We start from the raw sequence: 25,179 nt of genomic DNA, 5'->3' as shown, positions 1-25,179 counted from the left end.
CTGAACGTACTCACGGCCGGGCACACCGGGTCAAGGGCGCGTCAGCAGGCCCTGTTCGAGGGCGATGACGACCGCGCGGGTGCGGTCGGCGACGTCGAGCTTGGCGAAGATGCGGAGCAGGTGGGTCTTCACCGTCGCCTCCGCGATGACCAGTCGCCTACCGATGTCGGCGTTGGACAGGCCGTCGGCCACCGCGTTCAGCACGTCCACCTCTCGCGGGGTGAGCGTCGTCGGCGCGGGGCGCCGCATCCGCGCGACGAGATGCTGGGCGACCCGTGGGGAGAGGACGGTCTCGCCGCGGGCGGCGGAGCGGACGGCGTCGATGAGCTGCTCGCGCGTGGTGTCCTTCAGGAGGTAGCCGACCGCGCCCGCCTCGACCGCCCGTTCGATGTCGGCGTCGGTGTCATAGGTGGTGAGGATCAGCACACGGGACGTGGTGGGACCCTCGACGATCCGGGAGGTCGCGGCGACGCCGTCGAGGACGGGCATCCGCAGGTCGAGCAGGACCACGTCGGGGGCATGGCGCTCGACGAGTTCCACCGCCTCACGGCCGTCCGCGGCCTCACCGACGACGTCGATGGTCGGTTCGGCGGCGAGCAGGGCGGTGACACCCGCCCGCATCGCCGGATGATCATCGGCCACGACGACCCGGAGCACGTCCTTGGGCATGTCACTCCTCAACGGGAAGCACGGCGAGAACACGGGTGCCCTCGCCGGGCGCGCTGGTGACGGTGAGCTCGCCGCCGAGCTCGGTGAGTCGCCGGCGCATCCCGGCGAGGCCGAACCCGTGGGCGTCCGCGACCGAGAAGCCATGGCCGTCATCGGTGATCTCCAGCTCGACGCCGTACGGCCGTGCCGCGAGGACGACGCCGACCGTGGAGGCGGCGGCGTGCTTGCGGACATTGGCCAGCGACTCCTGGGTGCAGCGCAGGAGCGCGATCCGGGTGGCCGGGTCGCAGTCGACGTCGGCCAGGTCGGCGTCGACGGTGATGCCGGTGTCCTCGGCGAAGCGATCGACGGTGCGTCGCAGTGTCCGGGAGACAGAGTCGGCCGCGATCGTCTCCCGAGGGGACGAACCGACCAGCACTCGCGCCTCAGCGAGGTTCTCGCGTGCGGTGCGCTCGATCGACGACAGTCGCCGGGCGGCTCCGTTCGGATCGTCGACCAGGTCGGACCGGACCGCCTCGGCGAGCACGACGATGGACGCGAATCCCTGGGCGAGAGTGTCGTGGATCTCGCGAGCGAGCCGTTCGCGTTCCTCGGCGGCCCCCTGTCGCCGGTGCGCCTCGGCCAGGTCGGCGCGGGCCGTCACCAGCTCGCCGTCGAGGCGGCGGGCGCGAGCCTCGGCCCGGTCCGCGACGCGCCGGACGGCCAGGGCGAGCGTGGTGCCCGCGGCGTACGCGACCAGAGTCACGACCGAGTTGCCGCTGGCGAGGCCGCCGTCTCCCAGCGCTCCGCCGCCGACCGCCGCCGCCGCACCGGCCCCGCTGAGCAGCACCGGCCACCGCGTGCTCCGGGCGGGTAGCCAGAAGTACGGGAGCGACATGAGGTAGAGGGACGCGGCCCCGCCTCGCAGGAACGACACCACCCCCAGCCCGGCGACCAGCGCGTAGGGGAACCAGGGGTGGCGTCCGGGACGGCGACCCGACACCGCGCAGGCGAGACCGAGGGCGATCGGCACCGCCAGCGACCAGCTCCGCGTGCCCGGCGGATCGTCCAGCCCGGCCACGAACTCGGGGACCGGGCCGAACAGGACCCACAGAGGCGCGTACCAGCGGAGAATCGAGGTCTGGTCGTCGGAGGCCGGCACGGCGATCAGCCTACGTTCTCCAGCACGTCCGAAGCGGAGGCGGGCACGGGCCTCCGCCGGGACGGCCACCATGCCGTCCGTCCGAGAAGCAACAGGAGCGCGGGGAGGATCACCAGCCGGATCACGAAGGCGTCCAGCAGCACCGCCACCGCCAGGCTGAATCCGATCTGCTTCATCTCGATCAGGTGCAGCGGGACGAAGGAGGCGAACACCGTCACCATGACGATCGCGGCGCTGGTCACCACTCCGGCCGAGCCGCGGATGCCCTCCAGCGCGGCGGTCCGGGCGGGCACGCCACGCCGTACCGCCTCCTGGACCCGGCTGAGCGTGAACACCTGGTAGTCCATGGACAGCCCGAACAGGATCACGAACAGGAAGAGCGGCACCCGGGACCCGATGGAGCCCATCGAAGTGAAGCCGAGCAGCCCCTCGGCCCAACGATGCTGGAAGACCGCCGTCAGCACGCCGAGCGAGGCCGCGGCCGACAGAAGGTTGAGCCCGACACCGGCCAGGCCCAGCACGATCGAACGGAACGCCCACGCGGTGATGACGAAGGTGACCAGCAGCAGCGCGCCCAGGATGATCGGCAGGCGGTGTTTCTGGTGCTCGGGATAGTCGGCGTAGCGGGCGACGTCGCCGGTCACCGCGACCTCGGCTCCCTGCAGGCCGCCGACCGTGGCCGGAATGTGGTCGGTGCGCAGCCGATCGAGTGAGGCCTGCGCCCGCTTCTCGCTCGGGTACGCCGGGACCGGTACCTCCAGCATGGTGATCCGGCCGTCGGCCGAGGTGCGCGTTCTCGTCCGCCCGGAGTACAGCGGGTCGGCCGTCACCCGGTGAGCCAGCGCGTCGAGCGCGGTGACCACCTGTGCCCGGCGCTCGGGGGTGGCCTTGACGACGACCTGGTTCACCGACTTCAGCTCGGGGAACGCCGCGTTGACACGGTCGAAGGCCTGCATGGCGGGCAGGTCGCGGGAGTAGGTCTCCCGGCCGACGTCGGTCAGCCTCATGCCCAGGAGCGGCCCCGCCAGGGCGAGCATGGCGGCCACCGCGACGCCCAGCGCGAGCGCCGGGCGCTCGGCGACCGGACGCAGCACGGCCGAGGTGAGTCTGCCGCCCCCGGACCGCGCCGCCCGCCGCGGCGTACGGCGGCCGAGCTTGGCCAGCAGCGCGGGCAGTACGGTGAGGGAACTGACCACGGCCGCGACGGTGACCACGATGGCCCCGGTCGCCAGCGAGGCGAAGATGACGTCGCCGGCCAGGTACAGGGTGGCGCTGGAGGCGGCGACGGCCAGCCCGGAGACGACGACCGCGCGTCCCGAGGTGGCCGCGGCGATCTCCACGGCGGCGGCTCGTGAGAGCCTTCCGCCTGAGCGTGCTCGCTCCTCACGGTCCCGCTTGAGATAGAAGAGCGTGTAGTCGACGCCGACGGCCATCCCGATCAGCAGGATGACGTTCGTGCCGACGCCCGCGTCGGGGAAGACGTGCGAGGCCACCATCGACAGCCCGATGCCGGCCATGATCGAGGAGACCGACAGCAGCAGCGGCACCACGGCCATCACCACGGAGCGGAAGACCAGCAACAGGACGATCAGCGTCACCGGCAGTGCGATGAGCTCGGTCCGGGACAGGTCGTCGCCCCGCTGGCCCTGCACGTCCTTGCTGATGGAAGGGCTGCCGGACTCTTCCACCCGGAGCCCCGGATGGGCCCGCTGAACCTCGGCGGTCTGCGCGAGCAGTGGCGCGACGTGCTTCCTGCCCTCCAGTTCGGGTCCCCGCATCGTCACATCGACCCGTACGGCCCGCCCGTCCGACGATCGGACCGGCGCGGCCACCGACTCGACCTCCGCGAGCCCCGACATCCGGCGGCGCACCTCCGACGCGACCGCGTCGTCCAGCCGCCCGACGCCTTTCACCGAGATGAGGACACGTTCCACGGGTTTCTGCTGGAGCCCGCCCTGCGCCGCCAGCGCTTCGGCCCGCCCGGCCTCACCGACCCGGTAGTCCTGCGAGGTGGCGGCGTGGCCGCCGATCGCCAGGCCGCCTCCGAGGCAGATGACGACGAAAACGATCCATCCGGCGATCGCGCGCCAGGGGTGGTGGGCGCTCCACCGTGCCACACGTACTGAGGGGTTCTTCATGCCGTCAAGGCTGGTCGCCGGGCGGTGTCCCGCGACAGCATCGACCGGTCCAACCTGCCGTCCACCGATCGGTGGACAAGCGACGTCCCGGCGCGAAGCCGGTCTGCGAAAAATGCGCCTTATGCGAGGTTTTATCCATTACTCTCCCGCCATGGGGAGCATGATCGCGCTGCTGGTGCGCTCACCGTACGAGGTGGCCCGGCTGCGCAGTTCACAGCACTGGCCAGGGGACTTCACCGAAGAGACCGACTGCGGAGACGGCTGGCGGGCGGCCTTCTCCGACGACGGGCCGCAGGACATGAACGGAGCCGTCCAGGCCTACACGCGGGAGACCGGCTGTCCGGCCCTGCTCTTTTTCATCATCGACAAGCGATGCGCTCTGGTTCACGCCGCGGTGCCGGGTGGCCCGACCCGTCACGCGATCCTCGGGCTGCGGACCGCGATGGGCGCCGGCATCGACACCACCGGCTACCAGATCGCGGAGACCCGGCAGGAGCTGCTGGCCTGGGCCCACGCGGCGGGTACGGCGCCACGTCCGGACATGCTCGACACCGTCCTGTTCCACGACGGCGGCGATGACCTCGGGATCAAGCTGACGGCCGGGCTGTTCGCCGGCCTGGGCATCCCCGACTTCCGTGACACCAACCCGTTCGAGCCGTCGGTGGGGCAGGAGGACAAGGTCGTCACCGGGCCGAAGCAGGAGGTGGACGCCGAAGCGGTGCTGCTCGCCCGCTCGCCCGTGGAGATTCCGAGACTCCGCGCCGCGTACGGCTGGCCGGGCGGCTGGAACCACGAACAGAAGTTCAAGAAGAACTGGCGTGCGGCCAGTTCGGGCGAGTGGCCCGACGACACCCATGGGGTGCTCAACGCCTTCGCCACCGAGACCGGCGGTCCCGTTCTGCTCTCCTACGTCACGGACGCCGGATTCGTGATCGTCAAGGGCACCTCCCGGCCGGGGCAGTACTGGGAGACCGTCCTCGGGCTCGACGCCGCGCACGCCGTCGGACACGGCGCCAACTACGACGAGTCCGATATCTACCCCTTCTACAAGAACTCCCGCCTCTGGTCGGCGGACGCCGGACTGACGAGCGACGACCAGACCCTGCGGATCGCGTACGAGCGCTCCGGCGCCCTGGGCGAGGAGGTGCCCCTGCTGTTCGTGCTCTACGCCGGATTGGGCATCCCCGGCTGCGAGCACATCCCGCCGTACTGGGACGGATCCGCGCTGGAGCCGGACGCCAGCGGATGGGTGATCGTGCCGAGTTTCCAGATCACGTTCGGCTGACCGGCGACGGGGTCAGTGGATCTTGGCCGCGATGAGCTGTACGAGGCCGCTCCCGATCTGCTGGAGTGCGAGCGTGTCCGGGTCCTTGGCCAGGTCCACGGTACGCGGCGGCCGGCCGGCGACCTTGAGCGTGACGTCGCTGGTCGGCCGCTCCCAGGACGGCAGCCCCTTGTAGGAGAAGCCGACCTTGAAGACGATGTGCTTCTCCCGGCAGGTCCACCCCCCGTCCTGGAAGCACTCGGGCGCTCCCAGGTCGTGCCGGACGACGGGCTTGGCCGTGGCCAAGGTCGTGCGCTCGGAGTCGAAGTCCTTCCGCATCTGCTCGGCGGAGCCGACACGGTAGACGTCGACGCTGATGATCGTCCCGTAGTTCATCGTGACGCCGGCGTCGTCCACGTAGTCGCCCTGGAAGGCGAAACCGATCGAGCAGCGCGCCCGGGGGACGGCGCCGATCTCCGCGCCGCTCGGCCCCTCCGTGTAGTGGATCTCCTGCGGCGAGAACGAGAACTTCACGGCCTGCGGGAACATCGCCTTGAGCTCCGCCTGACTCAGGAGGGAGCAGGCGTCGGGCCACTCGGCCAGGTCCGCGTACCCGAGCCGACACTCCTCTTTCGCGCACCGGGTCGACGACGGAATCGCCACCTGCCGGGTGTCGGGCCGGGGAGCCAGCACCTCGACGGTCGTCGGCAGCATGGACTTCGGCCGGTGCGGCGTACAGGAGGCGAGCACGAGTACGGCCGGCACCAGCGCGGCGAGAATCTTTCGCAAGAGCGGCACACCGTTCAAAGTGATCAAAGGCGGCATCGCGCAGACTAGCGGCGCGCACCGGAGGGGACTCGCCATCGCGTGCACCGGCTCTCGCCACTGCGCGCACCGGTGGCCGTGGGTCAGGCGCTGTCCGGTGACTCGCCGGTCTCGACGACTCTGCGGGCGATCTCGCGCAGCTTGACGTTGCGCTCCTGCGACGCGCGTGACAGCAGCGCGAACGCCTGGTCGGTGGACAGCTTGTGGCGTTCCATGAGGATGCCGACGGCCATGCCGATGTCCTGGCGGCTGGAGATCGCGATGTGCAGGTCGGCTTCGGCGCGGGCGTTGGCGAACGCCACGGCGGCGTGTGAGGCCAGCAGCCAGCCGACCTGCTCGGAGTAGTCGTTGAGCGCCCCGGGCCGGGAGGAGTACAGGTCGAGCGCGCCGAGGTTCTCCTCCTCGGTGAACAGCTTGAACCCGATCATGCTGCCGATGCCCAGCTCACGCGCGTGCGGCGCGTAGCGCGGCCAGCGCTCGGCCTCGTCGCGCATGTCCTTCACCAGATAGGACTCCGCCTTGGTGCGGACCGCGTCGAAGCAGGGCCCCTGGCCGACCTCGCCCTGGATCCGGTCGGAGGTGAGGACGAGGTCGTCGGTGGCGGCGAGCGTGTGCACCTGGCGGTTCTGGAGCACCATGATGCCCGCGGCCTCGCAGCCCTGGACCAGGTTGACCGCGTGCCGCGCGATCCGGTCGAGCGTCTCCTGCAGGGAGTCCTGGGCCAGAAGATCACGTGCCATCTGGGCCAGCGCGGTGGCCAGCTCGGCCGGCACCTCGTCATTCGCCATGCGGCACTCCTGTTCGTCACGGCCATTCAACCCCATACCGCGCGCCCCCGGCCCATAACCCGGCAGAGGACACGGACGTCGTCTCTCCTCGCGGCGGGTGAGGTGCGGCGGGTTACCGTGGCGTCATGCCGTGGTCCTCATATGGGTCTTTTCTCCTCTTCGCCGTCGTCCTCGTCCTGATCCCCGGTCCCGACTTCGCGGTGGTGACCAAGAACACGCTCGCGGTCGGCCGCTGGCGCGGCGCCTGGTGCGCGGGCGGCGTCGCGGGGAGCAACGCGGTGCAGGGCGCCGCGGCGGCCACCGGTCTGGGCGCGCTGATCGTACGGGCCCAGCCCCTCTTCGCGGCGATCAAGTGGGCCGGCGTCGCGTACCTGGCGTTCCTCGGGGTGCAGGCGGTCCGGTCGGCGATCCGCGGCGACTATGCGCCGCTCGGTGACGGCACCGGCGGACGGGGCGCGGCCGGCGCGGCGTTCGGTGGCTGGCGGCAGGGGTTCCTGTCCAACATCACCAACCCGAAGGTGCTGGTCTTCTACCTCGCCGTGCTGCCGCAGTTCCTCGGCGCCGGCGAGGGACTGCCGGTGCTGCTCGTCTTCGCGCTCAGCCACGCGCTGCTCTCGCTGTCGTACCTGCTGGTGCTGACGGCCTTCCTCGACCGGCTGCGCGGGGTGCTCACGCGCCGCCGGGTACGGCGCGGGCTCGACGCGGTCACCGGCACGGCGCTGCTCGGCTTCAGCGCGCGGCTGGCGGCGGAACGCTGACCTCGAGCAGCGTCTTGCCCACGGTGGCCCGCGCCTCGATCGCCGCGTGCGCGTCCGCCGCGCGCTCCAGCGGGAACCGCTGCCCGATCACCGGGCGGAGCCGGCCGGCGGCGGCCTCGGCCAGCGCGCTCGCGGTGAGCGACCGCGCCTCTTCCGGCCTCATCCGGGGCCGTACGAGCGTGACTGCGCGCGTCGCCGCCAGTTCGTCCGGGATGTCCGCCCATGTGCCGCTCGCGAGGCCGTACGTCAGCATCCGGCCGCCGCGGTCGAGCAGGTCGAACGCCGAACGGGCCACCGAACCGCCGACACCGTCGAAGACCACGTCCACCCCGCCGACCGCCTCGCGTACGCGCTCCTCCCAGCCGGGCTCGCGGTAGTCCACGCTCACGTCGGCGCCCAGGTCGCGGGCCAGCGCGGTCTTGCGCGCGCCCCCGGCGACCGCGACCACCACGGCCCCCGCCGCGTGCGCGAGCTGGACCAGCAGCGTGCCCACGCCCCCTGCGGCCGCCTCGACCAGCACGCGGTCGCCGGAGGCCGGCCCGGCGGCGCGTACGAGGAACGTCGCGGTCCGCCCGTCGGCCAGCAGCGCCACCGCGGAGTCGAGGGCGAGGCCGGACGGCACCTCGACGAGGGCGTCGGCGGCCACGACGGCGCGCTCGGCGTACCCGCCCGAACCGCCCAGCCCACCGACCACCCGGCGCCCGGTCAGGTCCGGCGAGACGCCGTCGCCGACGGCGGAGACGACGCCACCGACACCGTTCCCCAGCACGGTCGGCGGCCGTACCGGGAACGGCCCGCCGCCTCTCCGTACCTGCGTCTCGACGAACGTGATGTTGGCGTAGGCGACGTCCACCAGCACCTGCCCGGGCCCGGCCTCCGGGTCGGGCGCGTCTCCGGCGACGAGCACCTCCGGACCGCCGAACTCCCGCAACCACACCGCGCGCATGAGACCCCCTCCGATCGGTACCGGGGAGTCTGCTTCCTCAACCGAGGTTCAGGTCAAGTCGCCGGCGCGGGAGAGGCGTTCGGCCTCGGTGACCGGGTCGCCGGTCAGCCGCCGGGCGCCGGCCGCCCGGGCCGTCGCGGCGTCCGCGCCTCGGCCCCCGAGCACGAGCGGCGCGACGTCGGCCAGCCGCAGCAGGTCGGCCTCCAGCCCGGCGAAGCGCGCGGGGTCCACGGCCGACAGGGCGATCAGCTGGGGCGGCTCCGCCGTGGCGGTGCGCAGCAGGTCGGGCATTGGCGTGGCGGCGCCCAGGTAGCTGACGCGCCAGCCGTTCCGGTACAGGATGACGCCGAAGGCGAGCAGCGGCAGGTCGTGCAGCTCGCCGGGCGCGCAGGCGAGGAGCGCGCGCGGGCCACGACCCTGGCCCCAGCCGCGGCCGAGCGCGGCGATGCGGGCGCGCAGGACGTTGCTGGCGAAGTGCTCCTGCGCGACGGTGACCTCCCCACGCTCCCAGCGCTCGCCCAGCTCGTGGAGGTAGGGCAGCAGGACGTCGCGCAGGACGGTCTCGGCCGTGAAGCCCGCCAGGAGCCGGTCGAGGATCGTTTGTGCCGAGGGTTCGTCGAACCTTTCGAGCGCCGCGCCGAGCATTCCGTCCATGGCCGGAGCGATGGGAACCGGCGGAGGGCCGGTGGCCGGCTCTGTGAGGGCGGCCCGCGCCGCCTCCGCCGCGGACAGACCATGAGCCAGATGCGCCTGCATGGCGCGGACGCGGTGCTCATCGGCCTCTGAGTAGAGGCGGTAGCCGCCGGTCGACCGCTCGGGTCGGAGCAGGCCGTACCGGCGCTCCCAAGCGCGCAGGACGTCGGTGCTCACCCCGAGCCGACGACTGAGTTCGCCGATGCGGAGCATCGCCGGCCCAGGTTCCATGCTTCCAATGTACAGTCCTTGGACGAACATTTGACAAACCTGGGACGCGCGTTTAGCGTCACGAATGAGGCCTGAACAGGGGGTTCGCCGACGCTGATCGTCGCGGCGAGCATCCGGTCGCCGGGGGGCACACCGGGGCCGCGACTCACAGGCACGGCCCACTTGCTGAGGCCTCGCCGGGGGGAACCGGGGGGGAGGCGGGCGGTGAGAGACCGCCCGCCTTCCAGCCACCGAGACCACGCCCTGACCGCGTCCACAACAGCGCCCCGGAGCGGTCAGGGTGTCCCCGACAATCTTCACAGCGATGCACGCACGGATTCACGCCGGCGACTCCGTGCGGCGCCCGGCATGTCGCCTCCTGCAAGGCGCGACCTCGGCCGAGGGCAGCCCATTCCCGGACCCAGGGCCGCCTACCTCGCCGGCCGGGGCCGCGTCCAAAGCGGCGGGAGACTGGCCGCGACAGCCGGGCATTGTGACCAGGCGGGGGCTCCCCCTACCGCGCGGACGGGCGCGGTGCCCCCGGCCCCGCCTGGCCACCAAACAAAGAACGACCGGTGTCGGCGGTCCCGACCAGAGCCGAATCAGGTCGCGGCCAGCGCCGCGTCCACGTCGTCGTACATCGGAAGGCGCTGCGCCAGGCCGGTGATCCACAGGACGCGCGCGGTGGTGTACTGGGCGCCGGCCAGCGCGAGCATGCCGTCCTCGGTGGACGAGAGGCGCTTCCAGTACGACACGACGGTGCTGAGGGCACTCGTGTCGATGAAGCTCAGGCCCGACAGATCAAGGATGATCTTGCGACCGTGCTCTCGGATGACACGGTCCAGATGGGCGGTGAACTGGGTACGGCTGATGATGTCCAGCTCGCCCTTCACCGCGACGACCGTACGGTCGCCATGGCGAGTGGAGCTGAGTTCGAGCGCTGCCACGGTGACCTCCACGGAAACTCAGGACGCCACCGTATCGGTCATGCGTAACGCGGTGGGAGGGGCATCTCAAGTCGAACGGTCGTGCCGCGCTCACCTGCGATGATGTGAACGGCCGAGCAGATCTGGCGGGTCACCCACAGACCCATGCCGCCTTCCGCGTCCGAGGACGGGGGCGCATCGCCCGCGTCCGAGGGCACCCAGTGACCCTGGTCGCGCACCTCCGCGTACACGCGCCCGTTCGACGCCCACATGCGCAGCTCGGCCTTGGGGGATCCGTGCCGGACGCCGTTCGTGGCGATCTCGTTCACGGCGATCACCAGGTCGCCGACCGACTCTTCGTCGAGTCCGCACTTACGGGCGTGCGCGGCGACGAACCGCCGCACCCCGGGTAGATGGTCCACGGTGAAATGCATCTCGTCTACCTGATCCCCCGTCTCTTCCGGCATGGGCTGGCGGTGCCGCATGGCGGTGTACGGGAGTTCCATGCGAAGAGTGACCACCTTGTCCCACCTTGCTCATCAGTCGCACGATCAGGCTGCCGTCCTGCTTGTCGTCGTCCGTCGCAGTGCTACGTGGGGTGTCGTACCCATTTGCCGGGCTTTGTTGCATCTTTGTGAGCAAGCCGACGGACTCGATACGTGTTCGGTATGTCAGGGCGGGGTGGATCGCGGACGCTCGCCCGTGCGGGGGGTCGGATTCACCGTACGACGGAAGGCCTCGCGCCGCAGCGGAAGCGACAGTCTGATCTTGACTTTGCCCAGGTCGCCGAGGCGTTCTGGTGAGGCCGAGAAGGCGGACCGGGCGGCCGTGATTCGTTCGCCCGGTGGCCCTGGCGACCCGGCCGGGGTCGCCAGGGAACCTTCGCGAAGGTCAGCGTCCGACGCGTACCTGGCCGCGCGCGTCGGCCGCGAGGCGCAGCGAGTCGCCGTCGCGCAGCGACGTCTGCTCGCCCGGCTGCAGCCGGCGGTCGTTGACGAACGTGCCGTTCGTGGACCTTTCGTCGCGCACCCACGGCTGGCCGCTGTTGTCGATGCCGAGCGTCGCGTGCCGGCGTGAGACGTTGTCGAAGCGGGAGAACGTGCTGGCCACCGGCGAATGCACCGGGTCGCGGCCGAGCACCAGCTCCTGCCCCGGCTGGACCTGCAGGTCGCCCGACGAGAACGTCACCGTGACGTTCACCTGCTGGGGACCGCCGGCGCCTCCGCCGCCCTGGTCGTGCAGCGGGCGCAGGCACTGGACGCAGACCGGGTTGCCCACGTCGGGGATCTCGGCGCCGCAGTGCGGGCAGAACGGCGTGAACGCCGCCGTCGACTCGCCGCCGGAACCGGTCATCGTGGGCTCGCGCGGCGGCGGGGGCACGTGCGGAGCGCTCGGCGAACCGTAGCCGCCGGTGTTGTAGCCCTGCTGTTGCTGGGGCTGCTGCTGGTACGGCTGCTGCTGCTGTCCGTAGCCCTGGTCCTGGTGCTGTTGCCCGTAGCCCTGGTCCTGGTGCTGCGGGGCGTAGCCCTGGTCCTGCTGCGGGGGCGGGTAGCCGCCCTGGTCGTGCTGTGGCGGGTAACCGTGCTGCTGGGGGGGCGGATACCCCTGCTGCTGCCGGTCCTGCTGCGGTGGGTACCCCTGGTCCTGCGGCGGCGGGTAGCCGCCCTGCCGCTGCTGGTCGTGGGGCGGAGGGTAGCCGCCCTGGTCGTGCTGGGGCGGGTAACCGCCCTGATCGTGCTGCGGCGGGTACCCCTGCTGCTGGGGCGGGTAGCCGCCCTGCTGCCGGTCCTGCTGGGGGTAGCCCTGCTGTGGGGGGTACTGCTGATAGGGCTGTTGATCGTGACCCTGGTACCCCTGCTGCTGAGCGTAGGGAGACTGGTCCTGTGGCGGATACCCGTGCTGCTGGTCCTGCTGTGGTGGGTACCCCTGCTGCTGAGGTGCCTCGCGCCTGGCGAGGTTGGCTCCGCAGTTGATACAGATCAAGTCTCCCTGTCGTACCGGAGCGGCACAGACCGGGCATGTCAGGGACGCCATGACACCTCCCCGCCGTGGACTCCGGAGAGCGAGAGTCGCTCTGTCAGCCGCTCCATGTCGCCCCTCCGTGGAATCCCGATGTAGTAAACACGATCGGCTTCAACCGATATCTGCATGTGCGGCCGCGTTTCGCCGCCCTCCGCGTCACCATAGCGTTTCCTGCCTAGCTCACTAACAGGGATGATGCGCTGATTGGCCGAACCACGCCAGAGGTGTCCGGAGTCTGGGGAGTTCAGGCGGTCGATGTACGGCCCCGTGACCACGGCGTCGCACAGCGCGAGAAGTTCGCGCGACCACGCGGAACCGCGCAACCGTGACGATGCGTATCCGCTGTACACCAGAACGTCCACCTCTGGTGGTGCCCAGGCGCGGATTCCGAGGAGTAGCTCGCGCAACGCCTCCGGCTGCTGGAACGGCTCTCCCCCGGAGATCGTCACGCCGTCCACCCGGTCGAGCGACCTGAGCCAGCCGAGCACGGCCGGAACCGGGATCGCGGTGTCCGGGTCGGCGTCCCAGGTGTCGCGTGACAGGCAGCCGGGGCAGTGCAGCGTGCAGCCCTGGGTCCAGATCCCCGCCCGTCGCCCGGGCCCGAGCGTCGTCACCGGGTAGTGCGCCTTGGCGAGCAGCAGCTCGCTCATGCTCGCCCTTTCACCGCAGGTCCACGACGGCGATGTTTCCTTCTCTGCGGATGCCGGTGACGGTGACCTCGGCGGCGGGGCCGCGGTCGAACAGGGCGCGGGCGAGGGGGTTGATGAACGACGACTCGAGCGCCATGCCGATGCCGCGGCCGCCCTTGTCGAGCTCGCTCGTGCACCAGTCGCGGAGCGTGGCCGTCACCTCCTCCGACAGCAGGAGCTTCATGTGGTGCTCGTCGCTCACCCGGCGGCAGATGTTGGCGAGTTGCAGGTCGAAGATGCGGCCGGCCGCCTCCGGCCCGATGAAGTCGAAGATGACGATGTTGTCGCCGAACCGGTTGAGCAGCTCCGGGCGGTTCAGCTCGGTCGTGAAGTGCTCGGTGATGGCGCCGCGGATCGAGCTCTCCAGGTCCTCGTACGGCATGCCGGGCCGTACGCCGCGGGTGCCGAGGTTGGAGGTGAAGACGAGGATCGACTCGGAGAAGAACGCCGTGTTGCCCCGGCCGTCGGTCAGCCGGCCGTCCTCCAGGATCTGCAGGAACTTGTCGAGGATGCGCGGGTGCGCCTTCTCGATCTCGTCGAAGAGGATGACGCGGAACGGGTCCTCGCGCACGGCGTTGGTCAGCTCGCCGCCGGCCTCGAAGCCGACGTACCCGGGCGGCGAGCCGATCAGTCGGTCGCCGGCGTGCTCGGCGGAGAACTCGCTCATGTCGAAGCGGAGGTAGGCGTCCTCGTTGCCGAAGACCAGCGAGGTGATCGCCTTGGCCAGCTCGGTCTTGCCCACGCCGGTCGGCCCGGCGAAGAACAGCACGCCGCGCGGGCGGCTGGAGGCGCGCGCCGCCTGGGCGCCGGACAGGCCGAGGACGGCGCGTTTGAGGATGTCGAGGGTCTTGGTGACGGCCTGCGGCTGGCCGACGACGCGTGCCGGCACGCGTTGCTCGCCGTCGACGATGCGCCTGCGCAGGTGCTCGCGCTTCCAGGGGTTGTCCAGCACGCCCAGCTTGTAGGTGCGGACGGCGTCGGGCAGGTCCTCCAGCGCGACGTCGCGCTCCTTGGCGAGCCGGGTCACCTCGATCATCGCCTGGAGCGTGAGGCCCTCGGCCTCCTGCGCGAAGTCGTCGGTCACGTCGACCGACGGGTCGGCGGCCTCGAACGCGCGGGCCAGCAGCCGCGCGGTCTGCTGCCGGTCGCCGAGGTGCGGGCGCGGCACGGAGATCTCGCGGACGCCGTCGTTGTCGGCGGTCAGCCAGGGCGGCAGGTCGCCGGGACGGCGCGCGAGCCAGATCACCGGGTTGTAGAGCGGCTTGGGACGCTCGCCGTCGGTGCGCACCGGCGTGGCGGTGCGCGAGAGCTTCTCGCAGAAGACGAAGAAGTCCTTCTCCGCGGGCTCGAGCTCGGTGGGGTTGCGGGCGATGCGCGAGGCGTAGTCGATGACGAAGGCCGCGCGGATCGGACGGTTGGGCCGGGCGAGCGCGCCGAGGTAGGTGCGCAGCCCCTCCAGCGAGGGCACCTTGCGTTCGTCGACCCGGCTGCCGAACAGGCTCGCCGCGGCGTCGGCCGCGTCGCGGTCGTCGGCGGGGTGCACGCGCAGCCCGTCGACCTGGTCGTACACGACCATGAAGGAGTAGCCGCTGCGCCGCAGCGTCTCCCACAGCAGGTCGCGCAGCGGGAACAGCCGGCCCTCCTGGGGCACCAGGAAGCTGTCGTGCAGGTTGCCCCACAGGACGTACTGCGGATGCACCGAGAGCGTCGCGTCGAGCTCCCGGACGAAGGCGGGAAAGCCCTCCAGGCGCGTGTCGTCCGGCGTACCCGGCTGCGTCGTCACCTGATGAAGCGTAACCGCAACACGGTCGGGTTTTGGAAGGACGACGACCGCGTGACCACCCGGCGCGGGCGGTCACGCGGTCGTGGCCGTAAGCGGTCGTCAGCCGCCGATCATGTTGCTGGGGACGTTCTTGTCCTTGAATCCGGCGCCGGCGCTGCCGGCCGTGCTCCGGGTCTGCTCCAGCGCGCCCGAGGCGGCGCCGATCGCCGACGGGTCGGCGTTGCCGCCCCTGAGCTTGTCGACGGCGCTCTTCATCACGTTGCTGAGGTTCTGCAGGGGGGCGGACAGCGTCCTGCACAGCATCGGGTCGGCCTGGACGTTCGCCTTGGCCCGGCGCAACTGGTCGAGGACGAACAGGCCGGCGGCCGCTGCCTTGACGATCGCCCGCTTGTGGCCCTTGGCGTCGCTCTTGAACGCGCCGCTGCGGTACGGGTCGTAGATGTAGCGCTTGAACGCGCCCGCCGCGAGGCCCGCGTTGGCGATGAAGCGGGTCTTGGCGAGCTTACGGGTCTTGCCGGTCGGGCACGCGGTCGGTGTCGCCGTGGCCGTCGGCGCGTTGCCGGGAGCAGCCGGGGCCCCGACGCTGGGCGCCGCACCCTGGGCGGTCTCCTTTGCTTTGGTGTTGCTGCACCCGGCTAGCGCGAGCAGGATGATCGGAATGATGACGAATGTTTTCCGGAGCATTGAGCTTCCCCCGATACAATGCCACTGTTTCGGACAATTCCTCTGCGGGTTTACGAGCGTCGGCCGCATCGCTCTTCTTTTTTACCCTGTGGAAGGCCCTTGGGGTTAATTCCAACGAATGATTTGCGCAGCGTGCCGGGCCAATAGTGCGCTATCGTCATTCGGTATGACATCGCGGAGACTGATCGTCGTTGCGGCGTTCCTGTCCCTGGCCTCGGCCGCGGGCTGCGGCGGAGGTGGCGGCGGCCGTGCCGGGGGTGGTTCCACTCCGTCCTATGCCGCGCCCGTGCCGGGCTCCTACAACGCCGACCAGCTCACCCAGGCGTTGCTCACCGACATTCCCGGATACGTCCGATCGGGCGCGCCTCAATGGGGCGAATACGGATCGCTCGCCGCCATCCAGAATCTCAACCAAATGCAGCAGGCGGTCAAACTCGACAAACCGCAGTGCGCGTCGTCGACGCGCGCCGTGTCGCAGGAAAAGGCGGTGCAGACCGCGCCTTCGGCCCTCGTGGCGTTCGCCCAGGGCAACAAGCAGAGCGTCACCGAGACGCTGATGGCGGTCGGGCCCGACGTCGCCGCCCGGCAGGTGAAGGTCAGCGTCCCGGCGGACTGCCGCAGCTTCCGCGTGAAGGTCGGTGGCGCCTGGGTCACCGACACGATCTACGAGCCGACGGGCACGCGCATCGGCGAAGGCTCGCGGACGGCGGGGATCCTCACGTCCTCCGGCGTCACGAGCGTCCGTACGTGGTTCGTCGTGTTGCGCTCACGCGGTTACCTCGCGACGATCACCTTGTACGGCCCGGGTGCCACCCGGGTCCAGGCCGAGGGGTTCGCGCGCCAGGCCTACCAGCAGGCGGAGCGGATTCTGCCCTAGAGGGTGTGCGCGCGGGCGAAGGAGGACGCCGTGGTCGGCAGGCAGGGCCGGGTCACCGGCAAGATCGGACCGGGCCTTGTCGGCGAGGTGATGATCCCGATCAGGGGCGGCGTCGAGGCGTTTTATGCCTATTCGGCCATCCAGGGGGAGGAGATTCCGGTGGGATCTCTCGTCGTGGTGATGGATTATCACCCACCGCGAACCGTTTACGTCTCCTCTGCGTCTATTTGACGTCACCATCCCTGCTGTCCGAGGAGGAACGATGCCGATAGTCGCCGTGGCGATCGGCGCCGTCGTCGCGATCATTGTTCTGATCATCATCTTCAAGGCGATCTGGCGCGTCGCCGAGCCGAACGAGGCACTCATCATCTCCGGCTTGGGGGCGAAGGCACACAACCGGGACACCGCGGAGAGTCTGGGCTTCAAGATCACCACGGGTAAGGGCACGATGGTGCTTCCCGGGTTCCAGACCTGCCGCCGTCTCTCCCTCGACACGCGGGTCTCCGGCCTGGAGGTCACCTGCGTGACGTCGCAGGGCATCAAGGTGCACGTCCGAGGCGTGGTGATCTACAAGGTCGGTGACGACTTCTCCTCGATCGCCAACGCCGCGCGGCGGTTCCTCGACCAGCAGAAGATGATGGACGACAAGACCCACCAGCTCTTCGCCGGTCACCTGCGCTCGATCGTCGGCAACCTGACCGTCGAGGACCTCCTCCGCGACCGCGACCGGCTCACCAACCAGGTGCGCACCTCGTCCGCGGACGAGATGGGCAAGCTCGGTCTGGTGGTCGACTCGCTGCAGATTCAGGACATCGAGGACGAGGTCGGCTACATCGACAACCTCGGCAAGCCGAACTCCGCCGCCGTCGCCTCCGCCGCCCGCATCGCCGAGGCCCAGCGCAACCAGGAGGCCACCCAGGCCGAGCAGATGGCCGAGCAGGCCAACTCCGCGCAGATCCGCGACACCGAGATCAAGAAGCGCGAGTACCAGGGTCAGGTCGACCAGGCCGCCGCCGAGGCGCGCCAGCAGGTCATCATGAAGGAGACCAAGAACGCCGAGCTGGAGGCCGACCGCCGCGAGAAGGCCCTGGAGGCCGAGGTCCGCAAGCCGGCCGACGCGAAGGCGTACGAGCGGGTCACCCTCGCCGAGGCCGAACGCCGCGCGGCCGTGGCCCAGGCCCAGGCCGAGGCCGAGGCCACGAAGATCAACGGTCAGGCCGAGGCCGAGGCGACCCGCATGAAGGGCATCGCCGAGGCCGAGGCGATCAAGGCGCGGGCCGACGCTCTCGCCGAGAACCAGGAGGCGGTCATCGCCCAGCAGCTCGCCGAGCGCTGGCCGGAGATCGTCGAGGCCGGGGCGGGCGTCTTCGGCAACGTCGACAACATGGTCGTGCTCAACGGCGCCGAGGGCGTCGAGGACATGCTCGCCAAGGCGCTCACGCTCGGCGGCACCGGCCTGGGCGTCGCCCGGCAGCTCCTGTCCACCATGAACGGCCAGCGGTCCGCGGACGCCCCGGCGAGCAACGGCAAGCTCGTCCCGGTCGACCCGGACCCCGAGAAGAAGTAACCCTTCGCGACCAGGGCCCGGAGCACACACTCCGGGCCCTTCGCATACCCATGAGCGGCGCGGCCGGCCGAGATCCCCCGCCCGCGGAGTCCCCGTCCGCAGGGTTCTCGTCGGCAGGGTTCTCGTCGGCAGGGTTCTCGTCGGCAGGGTTCTCGTCGGCAGGGTTCTCGTCGGCAGGGTTCTCGTCGGCAGGGTTCTCGTCGGCAGGGTTCTCGTCGGCAGGGTTCTCGTCGGCAGGGTTCTCGTCGGCAGGGTTCTCGTCGGCAGGGTTCTCGTCGGCAGGGTTCTCGTCCGCAGGGTCCCCGCCCGCCCTGGGGGCCGACCCCAATTCCATCGTCCAGTGGCCCGGGGATTCGCGGCAAGGCCCGCCGTACGGCTGTGGATAACAGACCGCGCCGGCTGGGCGGTTGGGGATGACAGGCCCGGCCGGCCGTGTCGCGCGGCTGGACGGCGGGCGCATGTGGCAGGCGCTAACGTGCGGAATATGACCATTGCGCGCGTGGCCGTCACCGTCGATCTTGTCGTGCTGACGGTCCGTGAGCAGCAGCTGTCCGCGCTCGTGTGGTGGCGTGACCGGTCCCCGTACGCGGAGAGCTGGTCGTTGCCCGGCGGGTTCGTTCAGCTCGACGAGGATCTGCCGGTCGCGGCTCATCGTCTGATGGCCGAGCGGGCCGGTCTGGCCGACGTGCGGGTGCACCTGGAGCAGCTCGCCACGTACGGCTATCCCGACCGGGACCCGCGTCAGCGCGTGGTCAGCGTCGCCTACCTCGGGCTCGCTCCCGACCTGCCCGCCTCGACCCGGGCACAGGTGATGTGGCGGCCGGTCGCCGACCTGACCGAGAAGGGGCGGATCGCCTTCGACCACCGCCGCATCCTGCTCGACGGCGTCGAGCGGGCCCGGGCCAAGCTGGAGTACTCCCCGCTGGCGGCGGCGTTCTGCCCGCCGGAGTTCACCGTGGCCGAGCTGCGCCGGGTGTACGAGATCGTCTGGGGTCATCCGCTCGACCCGCGGAACTTCCACCGGAAGGTCACCGGCGCCCAGGGGTTCCTCGTCCCGACGGGGCGGACGACGACGCGTGACGGCGGCCGGCCGGCCCGGCTCTACCGCCGCGGGGACGCCGAGTCGCTTCACCCGCCGATGATGCGTCCGACCTGGTGAAACGATGGAGCCCCTCGTGGCGCCCGATGCCACCTCGGGCTTGCCCGGTCCGGCGCAGTCCTTAGAGTGATCTCGTAAGACTTCTGAGGGAGGACAAGGGTGTCCGAGCAGCGCAGTCCCCGCTTCCGTTCCGTGCTCGACGAGTACGTCGCCTACCGGCCCGGCAAGGTCGCGCTCTCGCCCGAGGGCCGGTCGTACAAGCTGTCCTCGAACGAGTCGCCGTACGGCCCGCTGCCGTCGGTGCGTGAGGTGATCGCCGACGCGGGCGGCCTGGTCAACCGCTATCCGGACAACGGCTGCACCGCGCTGATCCAGGCGATCGCCACGCGGTTCGGCGTACCGGAGCAGCACGTCGCCGTCGGCTGCGGGTCGGTCGGCGTGGCGCAGATGCTCCTGGAGTCGATCGGTGAGCCCGGCGTCGAGGTCGTGTACGCCTGGCGCTCGTTCGAGGCCTACCCCACCCTGGCCGACCTGTCCGGCGTGACCTCCGTACGGGTGCCGCTGACCGACGAGACCCACGACCTGGCGCAGATGGCCGACGCCGTGAGCGACCGCACCCGCCTGGTGTTCGTCTGCAACCCGAACAACCCCACCGGCACGGTCGTCCGCCGCCGTGAGCTGGAGGCGTTCTTCGACCGCGTGCCGGAGGACTGCCTGATCGTCCTGGATGAGGCCTACACCGAGTACGTCCGCGACCCGGAGGTCCCGAACGGGCTCGACCTGTACGCCGACCGGCCCAACCTGGTGATCCTGCGGACGTTCTCCAAGGCGTACGGCCTGGCCGGGCTCCGCGTGGGCTTCATGGTGGCGGCCGAGCCGATCGCCACCCAGGTGCGCAAGACCTACCTGCCGTTCTCGGTGAACTCCGTCGCCCAGGCCGCCGCGATCGCCTCGCTGAACGCCGAGAGCGAGCTGCTCGACCGCGTGGAGTCCACCGTCAAGGAGCGCGGCCGGGTCTACGAGACGCTCGCCGCCCAGGGCTGGAAGGTGCCGCCCACCGAGGCGAACTTCCTGTGGCTGCGCCTCGGCGAGGACACCATGGCCTTCTCCGCCGCCTGTGACGCGGCGGGCGTCAGCGTACGCCCGTTCGCCGGCGAGGGCGCCCGGGTGTCGATCGGCTCACCCGAGGAGAACGACGCCTTTCTCGCCGTCGCCGGGGCGTACCGGGCGGCACGGGAGCGGTGACCTCCTCGCGCGGGCGGCGCTCGGTCGATACGACGAGCCCGACGCCGAGGATGATGATCAGGCCGCCGGCGACGATCGTCCACGTGGCGTTCTCGCCGGCGAAGGCCACGCCGAGCAGCACGGCCACCGCCGGGTTGACGTAGGCGTACGTGCCGACCAGCGAGATCGGCGCGTTGCCCAGCAGCCAGACGTACGACGTGAAGGCGATCAGCGACCCGAAGGTCACCAGGTAGGCCAGGCCGAGCCAGGACGCCTGTGAGACCTCGTGCGGATGGAACCGCTCACCGCGCCCGAACCCGACCGCGAGCAGCGTCACGCCGGCGGCGGCCATCTCGTACACGCTCGCCACGAACGGGTTCGCCGGCATCGGCATGCGGGCGGACAGGAACGACCCGACCGACCAGGACAGCGACGCGCCGAGGACGATCGCCACGCCGAGCGCGCTGCCCGAGCCGCCGCCCCGCGTGAGGGTCAGCAGCGCCAGCCCACCGAAGCCGACGAGGACGCCGGCGATCGTGCTCGCCGCGGGCCGGTCGCCCGTGACCCAGCGGAACACGACCAGCCACAGCGGCACGCTCGCGACCAGGAGCGCGGCCAGGCCGGTGGACATGTGCTGCTCGGCGACACCGATCATGCCGTTTCCGCCGGTGAGCAGCAGCACGCCGGCGAGCGCGGCGGTGCCGAGCCGCCGCCACGGCACGCGCAGGACCCGCGGGCCGCTCCGGATCGCGAGGACGGCGGCGAGCAGCACGGCCGCCACGACGAACCGGAGGCCGGCGCCGACCATCGGCGGGATCGTCTGGACGAGGTAGTGGATGCCGAGATAGGTCGATCCCCACACGACGTAGACGATGGAGAGGGCGACCCAGACGAGCGAGGAGCGGTTGTCAGCAGTATGTGAGCTCATGGCTCATTACACGCTAGACGATCCGGGGCGAATCCGCGCGTCGATTTCTCACCGGCACGTGTAGTCGAAGGAGGCCGACGCCGTGCCGTCCGGGCCGGTCGGCGAGACGACCTCCAGCGTCGCGACGGCGTGCAGGGAGCCGGGGCCCTGGACCGTCCAGCGCAGGGGGACCCGGATCGTGCGCCGCCCCCGCGACAGGCTGTCCGTGAAGACGCCGGAGTTCTGGCCGTCACTGCGCTTCCAGCGGTACGACACGTCGCCCTGTCCGCCGTTCGTGTGGATCACGCCGACGACCGTCGTCGTCGCGCCGCAACCCTGCACCCCGGCCGGCGCGGTCACGGTGACGCCGGTGACCTGGACGGGCGGGCCGCCGTGCAGGAGCCACCAGACCACCAGTCCGGTCAGCACGGCCAGCCCGAGCGTCGCCAGCCCGCCGGCGATCCGCCACGGCAGCGGGCGCCCGCGCCGGCCGCCGGACCGCCAGGCCCGGGTCACGCCCGGCGGTACGCCGGGCCCGAACCGCAGCGTCACGTCATCGGTGGAGGACCGCTTCTCCGGCCACGTCTCCGCGTCGTCCGGTTCGCCGACGTCCCGTGTCGTCTCGTCCATCGGCTACTCCGGCTTACAGGTCGTCTTCGCCTCGGCGGTCCGGCCGAGTGACGTGGTCACGGTGACGCGGGCCGCCGGACATCGTTCGCCGTAGTCGTGCGTGAACGTCAGGTCGTGAGCGCCGCTGCCGCTCACGGTCTGCGCGCCGGAGTCGCCCGCCGCGGCCACCTGCGCGGTCGGGGTGTCCGCGCCGAAGACCGCCGACACGGTCACCCGGCCGGGCCCGCTCACCGTGACCTTCACCTGAGCCGTCGCGACCGTCCCGGTGAGCGTGAACGAACCGATCGTCAATCCGGTGACGCTGGTGGCCGGGACGGTGGGGGAACGCCTGGTGATCAGCGGCCGGGGAGGCGTCGTCGCCGGCGACGCGACCGGCGTGCTCGCCGGGGACGACGTCGTGGGCGCCGTCGTCTCCGGGCTGGGAGAGTCGCTCGGTGACGGGCTCGGCGAGTCCGCCGGAGGCGTGCCCGGTTCGGCGATCGGCGCCGGGCTGGACGTCGCGCTCGTGTGCGCGCCGAGGCTCCGGTGGACGCCGGCGAGCACGGCCGCGCCTCCCCCGCCCGCCACGACGGCGGCCACCAGCGCGCCCGTCGCCATCGCCAGCCGCCTGCGGCCGAGCCGGGTGAGGGCCAGTGCGGTGCCGGCCTCCGGCGGCGCACCGGTCAGCGGGAACAGCGAGGCGAGCAGGGCGGCCAGCGCCGCGAGCCGTACGCGCCCGCGCTCCTCCCAGCCGGGGCCGTACGCGGCGAGGGCGACCTCCTCCAGGTCCTCCAGGAACACGGCGGCCGAGCGCGGCCGGTCGTCGGGGTTCTTGGCCATGCCGTACGCGACCAGCCCGCGCAGTGGCTGCGGCACGCGCTCGACCGGCACCGGGTGAGAGCGGTGTGCGGCGGCCAGGGCCCAGTGTCCCTTCACCGGGAACGGGCGCTCGCCGGTGAGGCACTCGAAGCAGACCGCGGTGGCCGCGTAGACGTCCGTGGCCGCGCTGACCGCGCCGGAGGCCCACTGCTCGGGCGCCATGTACGCCGGAGTGCCGGACGCGCCGACCTCCTCACCGGCCCGTACGGCGATGCCGAAGTCGGCGAGCTTGCTGTGACCCTGGTCGTCCACGAGCACGTTGGCCGGCTTGTAGTCGCGGTGCACCACGCCGGCGGCGTGCGCGGCGGCGAGGCCGAGCAGCGACCCTTTGAGCACCAGCAACGCGGCCTCGGGCCCGGTCGCGCCCTCGGCCCTGATGACGTCCTTGAGCGTGACGCCGTCGACCAGTTCCATCACGAGCGCCGCCGAGTCCGGCGTCTCGGCGTACTCGTAGAAGCGGACGACGTGGGGGTCGTCCAGCCGTGACATCAGCCGGGCCTCGGCGCGGAAGCGCGGCAGGAAGGCCTCGTCCGTGCGGAGCCGCTCGGAGAGGTACTTGATGGCCACCGGAGCGTTCGTCGCCTCGTGGACCGCGAGCATCACCTTTCCGGAGGCGCCTTCGCCGAGAGGGCGCAGGTGCCGATAACCCGGAACCGTCCAGTCACCACCCATGGGCGATCCTTGCTCTAAGCGACGCATGCGTCGTTCGACCTGAGCAACCGCTATGTGTGCGACGCCTGGAGAGGTGTCCCGGTTGGTGCCACTCCGCCGCTGTGACCGGATGCGGCCACGTTGGGTCACGATCCGGGCACAGCGACGGAGAGAGCGTCAGCCGGTGTTCTTCGGCCCGAGCTTCTCGACGATCAGCCGGTAGAGCTGCCGTGGCCGGCCCGGCTGAGGAGTGCGGTTGGGCGGCAGCGGCCAGGCGAGACCCTCCTCCACCAGGGTCCGCAGCAGCCGGCGCGCGGTGCGCGGGGTCACGCCGAGCATGTTCCCGGCGTTCTCCGCGTCCACGATGAGCGGCTGCTCCTGGTCGCCGAGCCGGTCGGCCAGCCGCGCGAGGATCTCCAGGCCCTTCGGCTTGGCCGGGGCCTGTGCGCGCGGCGGGGTGCGGGGCGCGGGCACGAGCGCCCGCCCGTCGCGGTCGAGCGCGAAGCCCTGCGCCCGCTGTGAGGTCTGCGACCGTGCCAGCGCCGCCCGCGCGTGGCTCTCCGCCTCCTGGGCCGTACGGCCCATGCCGATGCCCACCTCGATGGCCAGACCCAGCTCCTCGCGTACCCGCTCGACGAAGGGCGGGGTGCGGAAGCCCTCGGTCGCCGCCGCGATCGAACCACGGGTGGCGGTGACCAGGTAGCTGTGGTCGTCGAGCGGCCACACCGCGGCGCTCATCCGGTGCGCCTCCTGGAGGAGGAGCCGCTGCAGCGACAGCTTCAGCTCCTCGCGCCAGTAGCGCGGCGTGACCCGCCGGGGGGTCTCGCGCAGCGTCGGCACGTCCACCAGGACGACGACGAGCTGGGACTCCTCCAGACGGTGGTGCGCCCCGAGCAGCGCCGAGGTCTGCAGCGCCGAACGGATCGCGGCGCCCGTCGGCCGGATCCGCAGCGTCGGCACGCCGGCCAGCTCCAGCCGCTCGGCGGTCGCGTGCACGCAAGTGAGCGCAACACTTGTGGCGCCGCGCCGCCAAAGACGCTCGTGAAACGCGGCCAGCGTGCCCGGCCCGGCGGCCTCTTCGCGCAAGTGCACATGATCGGTGTTGAGGTCGATCTCGCTGAAGGCCTCTTCGACCTCGGCACGGGTGAGCACGTCGATGCTCACCCGCTCGGGTTCGTGCCGCTCGTCGAGCGAGGCCCGCAGGAGCGCGCCCTGCAGGGCGGCTCCGTTCAGCGGCACGTACGTCGCGGGCATCGTGAGCACGCCCGCCTTGCGGGCGAACTCGTACGGCACCGGGCTCGCGAAGAGGCAGACGTCCACCCCCGACCCGAGCCGTACGACCTTGTCCGCCGCCTCCTGCTCGTCGCGGTACGCCGCCGCGACGAGTCGGCTCGGCACCGATGTCGGGCCGTGGCCCATGAGCATGACCCGCTCGACCAGGTCATGAGGACCGACGACCCCGATTGTCAGATCCGGAGTTACCGAACCACTCCGCGGACCGCTCATGTAAGCCCCCTCCTGGCTTCGAGCGATCGCGGGTGGTTTCGGGCCGGTGAGGCCAGTCGCTTGACCCCGATAACGTCCGCCCTTGGACGGCCTTCACCCAACGCATGACTCATACCTTTGACGCCCCTGTCCGGTCGACAGCCCCTGCCTCCGTGTACTTCATTCCTCCATTGGGCAGATCGGCCGGAGACCACGAGATGTGACGCCTCTGAGCAAAATCGGTTAAGAGCACGTTGAAAAACTACTAGTAGGGCGGATCCGGTGAGGAACTTATTACTAACCGGACAGGTAACAAACCGTCGGGTACGCGTCTGACAGATACCG

General features: G+C 71.0%; 24 protein-coding genes. 7 read left to right on the top strand and 17 right to left on the bottom strand.

The genetic code is table 11. The features are described from left to right. Window positions 1-30: 30 nt before the first annotated feature. Genes ACQEV1_RS51855 through ACQEV1_RS51845 form a run of 3 tightly spaced genes read right to left on the bottom strand, consistent with a single transcriptional unit; the run spans window position 31 to window position 3,948 of the window. On the bottom strand, window positions 31-669 hold the full coding sequence (locus ACQEV1_RS51855) for a response regulator (RefSeq protein WP_433405635.1): 639 nt from the start codon (window positions 667-669) through the stop codon (window positions 31-33). Window position 670: 1 nt separating this feature from the next. Next, window positions 671-1,810, bottom strand: a complete 1,140-nt coding sequence (locus ACQEV1_RS51850) for a sensor histidine kinase (RefSeq protein WP_433405634.1) — start codon at window positions 1,808-1,810, stop codon at window positions 671-673. Between the two features lie 5 nt (window positions 1,811-1,815). Next, window positions 1,816-3,948: an MMPL family transporter gene (locus ACQEV1_RS51845; protein ID WP_433405632.1), complete on the bottom strand. Its 2,133-nt coding sequence runs from the start codon at window positions 3,946-3,948 to the stop codon at window positions 1,816-1,818. A gap of 151 nt (window positions 3,949-4,099) precedes the next feature. Between ACQEV1_RS51845 and ACQEV1_RS51840 the strand changes: the two genes are divergently transcribed. Beyond that, window positions 4,100-5,233 (top strand): hypothetical protein, encoded by a 1,134-nt coding sequence (locus ACQEV1_RS51840; RefSeq protein WP_285629414.1) that lies wholly within the window; start codon window positions 4,100-4,102, stop codon window positions 5,231-5,233. A 12-nt stretch (window positions 5,234-5,245) separates the two neighbouring features. Here the strand turns inward: ACQEV1_RS51840 and ACQEV1_RS51835 are convergent, their stop codons facing one another. After that, window positions 5,246-6,001 (bottom strand): hypothetical protein, encoded by a 756-nt coding sequence (locus ACQEV1_RS51835; protein ID WP_433405630.1) that lies wholly within the window; start codon window positions 5,999-6,001, stop codon window positions 5,246-5,248. Between the two features lie 119 nt (window positions 6,002-6,120). Further along, a complete protein-coding gene (locus ACQEV1_RS51830) occupies window positions 6,121-6,825 on the bottom strand; it encodes a GAF and ANTAR domain-containing protein (RefSeq protein WP_433405628.1) in 705 nt (234 codons plus the stop codon). 125 nt (window positions 6,826-6,950) lie between these two features. Here ACQEV1_RS51830 and ACQEV1_RS51825 point away from each other — a divergent pair, with 125 nt between their 5' ends. Then, a complete protein-coding gene (locus ACQEV1_RS51825; RefSeq protein ID WP_285629417.1) occupies window positions 6,951-7,583 on the top strand; it encodes a LysE family translocator in 633 nt (210 codons plus the stop codon). Here ACQEV1_RS51825 and ACQEV1_RS51820 read toward each other — a convergent pair. The 8 genes from ACQEV1_RS51820 to ACQEV1_RS51785 all read right to left on the bottom strand — a co-directional run bounded on the left by ACQEV1_RS51820 (window position 7,555) and on the right by ACQEV1_RS51785 (window position 15,536). After that, entirely contained in the window at window positions 7,555-8,529 is a 975-nt protein-coding gene (locus tag ACQEV1_RS51820) for a zinc-binding dehydrogenase (protein ID WP_285629418.1), read from the bottom strand. The genes ACQEV1_RS51825 and ACQEV1_RS51820 overlap by 29 nt on opposite strands. Window positions 8,530-8,577: 48 nt before the next feature. After that, window positions 8,578-9,453: a MerR family transcriptional regulator gene (locus tag ACQEV1_RS51815; RefSeq protein WP_433405626.1), complete on the bottom strand. Its 876-nt coding sequence runs from the start codon at window positions 9,451-9,453 to the stop codon at window positions 8,578-8,580. Window positions 9,454-10,034: 581 nt separating this feature from the next. Beyond that, window positions 10,035-10,379: an STAS domain-containing protein gene (locus ACQEV1_RS51810; RefSeq protein ID WP_285582029.1), complete on the bottom strand. Its 345-nt coding sequence runs from the start codon at window positions 10,377-10,379 to the stop codon at window positions 10,035-10,037. Between the two features lie 38 nt (window positions 10,380-10,417). Beyond that, a complete protein-coding gene (locus tag ACQEV1_RS51805) occupies window positions 10,418-10,879 on the bottom strand; it encodes an ATP-binding protein (protein ID WP_433405623.1) in 462 nt (153 codons plus the stop codon). Between the two features lie 370 nt (window positions 10,880-11,249). Next, window positions 11,250-12,341: an FHA domain-containing protein gene (locus ACQEV1_RS51800; protein WP_433405622.1), complete on the bottom strand. Its 1,092-nt coding sequence runs from the start codon at window positions 12,339-12,341 to the stop codon at window positions 11,250-11,252. A 38-nt stretch (window positions 12,342-12,379) separates the two neighbouring features. Next, window positions 12,380-13,030: a 4Fe-4S single cluster domain-containing protein gene (locus ACQEV1_RS51795; RefSeq protein WP_285629422.1), complete on the bottom strand. Its 651-nt coding sequence runs from the start codon at window positions 13,028-13,030 to the stop codon at window positions 12,380-12,382. Between the two features lie 10 nt (window positions 13,031-13,040). Next, window positions 13,041-14,852 carry an AAA family ATPase gene (locus ACQEV1_RS51790; protein ID WP_285582036.1) on the bottom strand — a complete coding sequence of 604 codons (1,812 nt, stop codon included), beginning with the start codon at window positions 14,850-14,852 and terminating at the stop codon, window positions 13,041-13,043. 99 nt (window positions 14,853-14,951) lie between these two features. Next, a complete protein-coding gene (locus ACQEV1_RS51785; protein ID WP_285629424.1) occupies window positions 14,952-15,536 on the bottom strand; it encodes a hypothetical protein in 585 nt (194 codons plus the stop codon). A 166-nt stretch (window positions 15,537-15,702) separates the two neighbouring features. Here ACQEV1_RS51785 and ACQEV1_RS51780 point away from each other — a divergent pair, with 166 nt between their 5' ends. From ACQEV1_RS51780 to hisC, 5 genes are all read left to right on the top strand, one after another. After that, window positions 15,703-16,413 carry a hypothetical protein gene (locus tag ACQEV1_RS51780; protein WP_285629425.1) on the top strand — a complete coding sequence of 237 codons (711 nt, stop codon included), beginning with the start codon at window positions 15,703-15,705 and terminating at the stop codon, window positions 16,411-16,413. A gap of 30 nt (window positions 16,414-16,443) precedes the next feature. Continuing rightward, window positions 16,444-16,644, top strand: coding sequence for a hypothetical protein (locus tag ACQEV1_RS51775; protein WP_285629426.1), 201 nt, complete (start codon window positions 16,444-16,446; stop codon window positions 16,642-16,644). A gap of 31 nt (window positions 16,645-16,675) precedes the next feature. Further along, on the top strand, window positions 16,676-17,980 hold the full coding sequence (locus tag ACQEV1_RS51770) for a flotillin family protein (protein WP_285582041.1): 1,305 nt from the start codon (window positions 16,676-16,678) through the stop codon (window positions 17,978-17,980). Window positions 17,981-18,464: 484 nt separating this feature from the next. Further along, window positions 18,465-19,139 carry an NUDIX hydrolase gene (locus ACQEV1_RS51765; RefSeq protein ID WP_285582043.1) on the top strand — a complete coding sequence of 225 codons (675 nt, stop codon included), beginning with the start codon at window positions 18,465-18,467 and terminating at the stop codon, window positions 19,137-19,139. A 99-nt stretch (window positions 19,140-19,238) separates the two neighbouring features. Beyond that, window positions 19,239-20,324 (top strand): histidinol-phosphate transaminase, encoded by a 1,086-nt coding sequence (gene hisC / locus ACQEV1_RS51760; protein WP_285582046.1) that lies wholly within the window; start codon window positions 19,239-19,241, stop codon window positions 20,322-20,324. On the opposite strand, the gene ACQEV1_RS51755 is transcribed toward hisC, so the two are convergent. The 4 genes from ACQEV1_RS51755 to ACQEV1_RS51740 form a co-directional block, all read right to left on the bottom strand. Further along, window positions 20,212-21,231 carry an EamA family transporter gene (locus ACQEV1_RS51755; RefSeq protein WP_433405618.1) on the bottom strand — a complete coding sequence of 340 codons (1,020 nt, stop codon included), beginning with the start codon at window positions 21,229-21,231 and terminating at the stop codon, window positions 20,212-20,214. The two genes, hisC and ACQEV1_RS51755, sit on opposite strands and share 113 nt — an antisense overlap. A 48-nt stretch (window positions 21,232-21,279) precedes the next feature. Further along, a complete protein-coding gene (locus tag ACQEV1_RS51750) occupies window positions 21,280-21,840 on the bottom strand; it encodes a hypothetical protein (RefSeq protein WP_285629430.1) in 561 nt (186 codons plus the stop codon). 3 nt (window positions 21,841-21,843) lie between these two features. After that, window positions 21,844-23,370 carry a serine/threonine-protein kinase gene (locus ACQEV1_RS51745; RefSeq protein WP_433405615.1) on the bottom strand — a complete coding sequence of 509 codons (1,527 nt, stop codon included), beginning with the start codon at window positions 23,368-23,370 and terminating at the stop codon, window positions 21,844-21,846. A gap of 156 nt (window positions 23,371-23,526) precedes the next feature. After that, window positions 23,527-24,789, bottom strand: a complete 1,263-nt coding sequence (locus ACQEV1_RS51740) for a transcriptional regulator (RefSeq protein ID WP_432705631.1) — start codon at window positions 24,787-24,789, stop codon at window positions 23,527-23,529. Between the last annotated feature and the right edge of the window lie 390 nt (window positions 24,790-25,179).

Origin of the sequence: Actinoallomurus sp. CA-142502 (assembly GCF_050936355.1) — a bacterium.
GTDB classification, from domain to species: Bacteria; Actinomycetota; Actinomycetes; order Streptosporangiales; family Streptosporangiaceae; genus Actinoallomurus; species Actinoallomurus iriomotensis.
This window is presented reverse-complemented; position numbering and strand designations above follow the sequence as displayed.

Coding starts and splice junctions, on each gene's coding strand:
- ACQEV1_RS51845 (WP_433405632.1), bottom strand. CDS start 3,948: ATGAAGAACCCCTCAGTACGTGTGGCACGGTGGAGCGCCCACCACCCC.
- ACQEV1_RS51765 (WP_285582043.1), top strand. CDS start 18,465: ATGACCATTGCGCGCGTGGCCGTCACCGTCGATCTTGTCGTGCTGACG.
- ACQEV1_RS51755 (WP_433405618.1), bottom strand. CDS start 21,231: ATGAGCTCACATACTGCTGACAACCGCTCCTCGCTCGTCTGGGTCGCC.
- ACQEV1_RS51830 (WP_433405628.1), bottom strand. CDS start 6,825: ATGGCGAATGACGAGGTGCCGGCCGAGCTGGCCACCGCGCTGGCCCAG.
- ACQEV1_RS51855 (WP_433405635.1), bottom strand. CDS start 669: ATGCCCAAGGACGTGCTCCGGGTCGTCGTGGCCGATGATCATCCGGCG.
- ACQEV1_RS51785 (WP_285629424.1), bottom strand. CDS start 15,536: ATGCTCCGGAAAACATTCGTCATCATTCCGATCATCCTGCTCGCGCTA.
- ACQEV1_RS51795 (WP_285629422.1), bottom strand. CDS start 13,030: ATGAGCGAGCTGCTGCTCGCCAAGGCGCACTACCCGGTGACGACGCTC.
- ACQEV1_RS51820 (WP_285629418.1), bottom strand. CDS start 8,529: ATGCGCGCGGTGTGGTTGCGGGAGTTCGGCGGTCCGGAGGTGCTCGTC.
- ACQEV1_RS51770 (WP_285582041.1), top strand. CDS start 16,676: ATGCCGATAGTCGCCGTGGCGATCGGCGCCGTCGTCGCGATCATTGTT.
- ACQEV1_RS51750 (WP_285629430.1), bottom strand. CDS start 21,840: ATGGACGAGACGACACGGGACGTCGGCGAACCGGACGACGCGGAGACG.
- ACQEV1_RS51745 (WP_433405615.1), bottom strand. CDS start 23,370: ATGGGTGGTGACTGGACGGTTCCGGGTTATCGGCACCTGCGCCCTCTC.
- ACQEV1_RS51825 (WP_285629417.1), top strand. CDS start 6,951: ATGCCGTGGTCCTCATATGGGTCTTTTCTCCTCTTCGCCGTCGTCCTC.
- ACQEV1_RS51840 (WP_285629414.1), top strand. CDS start 4,100: ATGGGGAGCATGATCGCGCTGCTGGTGCGCTCACCGTACGAGGTGGCC.
- ACQEV1_RS51780 (WP_285629425.1), top strand. CDS start 15,703: ATGACATCGCGGAGACTGATCGTCGTTGCGGCGTTCCTGTCCCTGGCC.
- ACQEV1_RS51815 (WP_433405626.1), bottom strand. CDS start 9,453: ATGGAACCTGGGCCGGCGATGCTCCGCATCGGCGAACTCAGTCGTCGG.